This window comes from Nocardia sp. CC201C, assembly GCF_030010695.1.
In the GTDB taxonomy this organism is placed as follows: Bacteria; Actinomycetota; Actinomycetes; order Mycobacteriales; family Mycobacteriaceae; genus Nocardia; species Nocardia otitidiscaviarum.
The window spans coordinates 1-4,487 of record NZ_JASCXP010000512.1; the positions used below are offsets into that span (position 1 = coordinate 1).

Annotated in this window: 3 protein-coding genes; 2 read left to right on the plus strand and 1 reads right to left on the minus strand. The window is 66.6% G+C overall.

Annotated elements, in window-relative coordinates; all coding sequences use genetic code 11:
* Positions 1-213: 213 nt before the first annotated feature.
* The gene (gene glnA, locus QK444_RS32890; protein ID WP_143980805.1) at positions 214-1,650 is read right to left on the minus strand and encodes a type I glutamate--ammonia ligase; all 1,437 of its coding nucleotides are present in this window, start codon (positions 1,648-1,650) and stop codon (positions 214-216) included.
* Between the two features lie 291 nt (positions 1,651-1,941).
* Between glnA and QK444_RS32895 the strand changes: the two genes are divergently transcribed.
* Complete coding sequence (locus QK444_RS32895; protein WP_282785950.1) at positions 1,942-3,747, plus strand: long-chain fatty acid--CoA ligase; 1,806 nt, start codon at positions 1,942-1,944, stop codon at positions 3,745-3,747.
* A 31-nt stretch (positions 3,748-3,778) separates the two neighbouring features.
* Positions 3,779-4,487, plus strand: a 709-nt coding sequence (locus tag QK444_RS32900; protein WP_282785951.1) for a hypothetical protein, incomplete at its 3' end; no start/stop codon positions are given.

The window sequence follows — 4,487 nt, forward strand, 5'->3', positions numbered from 1 at the left end:
GTGTCGGACAGTCCGGTGAGATCGGTCGCGAGCAGGGCGTCCATCGCCGCCGACAGACCGGCCGCGGTATCACCGCCTCGCGTTTCCCCCTCCGGAATCATGCACCAATTCTACCGCGAAATCCATTGCCACAGACCAGCAATAGCCATGTGGTATCGAAATCTTCAGTTAACCAACCGGACCCAAAGCATTTTCCGGACAAACCGAGCAAACTCACACGTCGAAATACAAATCGAATTCGAACGGGTGTGGCCGTACGTTGATTTCGGCTATTTCGGTGTAGCGCTTCAGGCGGATCCAGGTGTCGATGAGGTCTTCGGTGAAGACATTTCCTTGGGTGAGGTAGTCGTGGTCGGCTTCGAGACGGTCGATGACGGCTTCGAGGCTGGGTGGGGTTTGGGTTACCTCGGCGGATTCCTCGGGGGTGAGTTCGTAGAGGTCTTTGTCGATGGGGAGAGCGGGTTCGATTTTGTTCATGATGCCGTCGAGTCCGGCCATCATCATGGCGGCGAAGGAGAGGTAGGGGTTGCCGGAGGAGTCGGGGCAGCGGAATTCGAGGCGTTTGGCGCTGGCGCTGGCTCCGGTGACCGGGATGCGGACCGCGGCGGAGCGATTGCGCTGCGAATACACCAGATTGACGGGGGCCTCGAAGCCGGGGACCAGGCGTTTGTAGGAGTTCACGGTGGGGTTCGTGAAGGCCAGCAGTGAGGGCGCGTGGTGCAGCAGGCCACCGATGTAATGGCGCGCCAGGTCCGAGAGTCCGGCGTATCCGGCCTCGTCGTAGAACAGCGGGGTGCCGTCCTTCCAGAGTGACTGGTGCACGTGCATGCCGGAGCCGTTGTCACCGAAGAGCGGCTTCGGCATGAAGGTGACCGTCTTGCCGTGCGCCCAGGCGGTGTTCTTCACGATGTACTTGTAGTGCTGGAGGTCGTCGGCGGCGGCCAGCAGGGTATTGAATTTGTAGTTGATCTCGGCCTGTCCGGCGGTGCCGACCTCGTGGTGCCCCTTCTCCAGTTCGAATCCGGCGCGTTGCAGATTCCCGCACATGTGGTCGCGCAGATCCACATCGTGGTCGTAGGGCGCGACCGGGAAATAGCCGCCCTTGGGCCGCACCTTGTAACCGCGGTTGAGAGTGCCGTCCGCGTTGTACTTCGCGCCGGTGTTCCAATCCGCCGACGCCGAATCCACCTCGTAGAAGGCCCCGTTCATGGTGGTGTCGTAACGCACCGAGTCGAAGATGTAGAACTCCGCCTCCGGCCCGAAATACGCGGTGTCGGCGATGGCGGTGCTGCGCAGATACTCCTCCGCCTTGCGCGCCACATTGCGCGGATCGCGACTGTACGCCTCACGGGTGTGCGGATCGTGGACGAAGCAGTCCAGATTCAACGTCTTGGCGGCCCGGAAGGGGTCGAGTTGCGCGGTGCGCAGATCGGGCAGCAGCAGCATGTCGGATTCGTGGATGGCCTGGAATCCGCGCACCGACGACCCGTCGAAGGCGACCCCGTTCTCCACCAGTTCCTCGCCGAACATGGCGGCCGGAATCGAGAAGTGCTGCTGCACCCCCGGTACGTCACAGAAGCGGATATCGACGTATTCGACATTCTCGGCACTGATGAAGTCCAGAATTCCGCTGGTCGTGGGAGTGATCACCGCTGGCTCCTCAAATTCTCGCGGCACCCGTGCAATCTCCCACGATACGGCTCCGACCCGGCCCGTGTACCCGAAACCGCTTGCGGCGCAAGATCATTGGCGTCCACGGTGGTTGACAGCCGGATCGGACCGCGCCACCCCCCACCCCGCCGCCGATTTGGGCATTGTGCACAAACCGACCCGTCGGCAACTGCCCGGTTGGCGGTACCGCAGCCGTCTCACATGGGGTGTCCTGGAACACATAATCGAGGTCAGCTGTGGCCTCGACCAGGAAATAACCAGAGGTAGGTCGTGAGTTCATCGTCAATCGCGGGCAGCGGCGCGCCGCGCACCCTTTGTGAGGCGTTCCAGTCGGTGGTCGCCGCGTATCCCGACGCGGTGGCGCTGCGCACCCTCGGCGGCGGGGTGTCGCTCACCTGGCGCGAATACGGGGACAGGGTGCGCGCGATCGCGTCGGGCCTGGCGGCGCTGGGCATCGGACGCGGCGACACGGTGGCGCTCATGATGACCAACCGGCCCGAGTTCCATCTGTGCGACACCGCCGTACTGCACACCGGCGCGACCCCGTTCTCGGTGTACAACACCAATCCGGTGGATCTGCTCGTCTACCAGTTCGGCAATGCCGAGAACAAGGCCGTGATCTGCGAGGAGCAGTTCGCGCCCACCGTGCTGGAGGCGGTGGCGAAGGCGGCCACGCAGGGTATTCGGGTCGAGCACGTGATCTGCGTGGACGGCGCTCCGGCGGGCACCATCGCGCTGTCCGCGGTGGAGGCCGCCCACCGCGCGGACTTCGATTTCGAATCCGCCTGGCGCGCGGTCGATCCCGAGGACCTGCTGACCATCGTCTACACCTCCGGCACCACCGGCCCGCCCAAGGGCGTGGAACTCACCCACACCAACTTCATCGAGAACGCCCGCGTCATCGACGAATTCGGCGGCGGCGGCCCCGACGACCGGGTGGTGTCGTATCTGCCGGACGCGCACGCCGCCAACCGCTGGTTCGCGCACTACCTGTCCATGCTGACCGGCGGCCAGATCACCACCGTGCCGGATCTGAAGCAGGTCGCCGAGGCCCTCGCAGAGGTGCACCCGTCGGTGTTCCTGGGGGTGCCGCGAGTCTGGGTCAAGGTGAAAGCCGCTCTGGAGGAACGTTTCTCGGCCGAGCCGCTGCCCAAGCGCAAGCTGGTGGAGTGGGCGATCCGCACCGGCCGTGCCCGCGCCCGCGCCGTCTCCGACGGCCGCACCCCGAGCGCCCTGGACGCCGTGGCCCACCGCGTGGCCGATCGTCTGGTGCTCGCCGCCATCCGGGAGCGACTGGGCCTGGACAAGGTGCGGGTCGCGGTCACCGGCTCCGCGCCCATCCCGCCCGACACCCACGAGTTCTTCCTGGGTCTGGGCCTGCCGCTGTGCGAGGGCTACGGCATGACCGAGTGCACCGCGGGGGCGACGATCTCCCGGCCCGAGCGCATCAAGATCGGCACGGTCGGCCTGCCGCTGCCCGACACCGAGGTGCGGATCGCCGCCGACGGTGAGGTGCTGGTGCGCGGGCGCAATGTCATGCGCGGCTACCGCAAGGCCCCGGAGAAGACCGCCGAGACCGTCGACGCCGACGGCTGGCTGCACACCGGCGATATCGGCAGCTTCGACGGCGACGGCTACCTGCGCATCGTCGACCGCAAGAAGGAGCTCATCATCAGCGCGGCGGGCAAGAACATGTCGCCCACCAATATCGAGAACACCGTCACCGAAAACTGTCCGCTGGCGGGCACGGTGGTCGTCATCGGCGAGGCCCGCCACTACAACACCGCGCTCATCTGCCTGGACCCCGATCTGGCCGCCGCCTTCGCCGAACGCCATCAGCTACCCGATCGCGACGTGGCCGCCCTGTCCCAGCACCCGCTGGTGCGGAAATCCCTGCAAGAGGGCATCGACGCGGCGAACGAGAAGCTCTCCCGCGTGGAGCAGATCAAACGCTTCGCGGTGCTCCCGGAGGTGTGGACCCCGGGCAGCGACTGCCTCACGGCGACCGGAAAGCTACGCCGCAAACCAATAGCTACTCAGTACGCCGCTACCATCGAATCGCTGTACACGACATGAAGGCGGTACCCGAGATGAACGCGGAACAGCCATGCCCCCGCTGACCCGGGACCGGGCGCTGGAGGACCTGTACCGGCGCGCGACCGCGTTCCGGGACGATACGACGGCCGCGCTGCCGCCGTATCGCACCCTGCCCGCACCGCTGGTGGCCGACGGGCTCGAACGCGGCGCCAAACTCAATATCGACCTCTTCTTCGACTTCCTGCGCAGCGGCCGGCTGCCCAGCGAGGACGACACCCGGGAAGTGGTCGAGATCGGCGTGGGCCGGGTCCGCGACGGTGAACCCCTCGAAGAGGTGCTCGATCGCTACCGCATCGGTGCGGAGTACATCTTCTCCAAAGTGCGGGCCGCCGCCCCGGACGCCGAGCGGGAACTGCTGCTCGATGCCGCGCTGCCGCTGCTGCAATACATCACCCTGGTGACCGGCCGCATCGCCACGGCCTGCGTGCACCGGGTCAGCGATCCCCGCTGGGAGCTGCTGGAGCGCCGCCGCGCCATCGCCGACGCGTTGCTCACCGGCCGCGATCCGGTGGAGTGGGCCGACGAACCCGCCATCACGGTGCCGGACTCCTTCCTGATCGCCGTGTTCCGGCTGGGTTCGGGCCGCTCCGCCGAGACCGGCGAACTGCGGCACCGCATCGAGGCCATCCCGGGCGTGTTCCTGCGCCTGGACAGCGGCGGCTGGACCGCACTGCTGCCGCTGCGGCCCGGCGACGACGGCACCGCCACCGCCGCCGCCC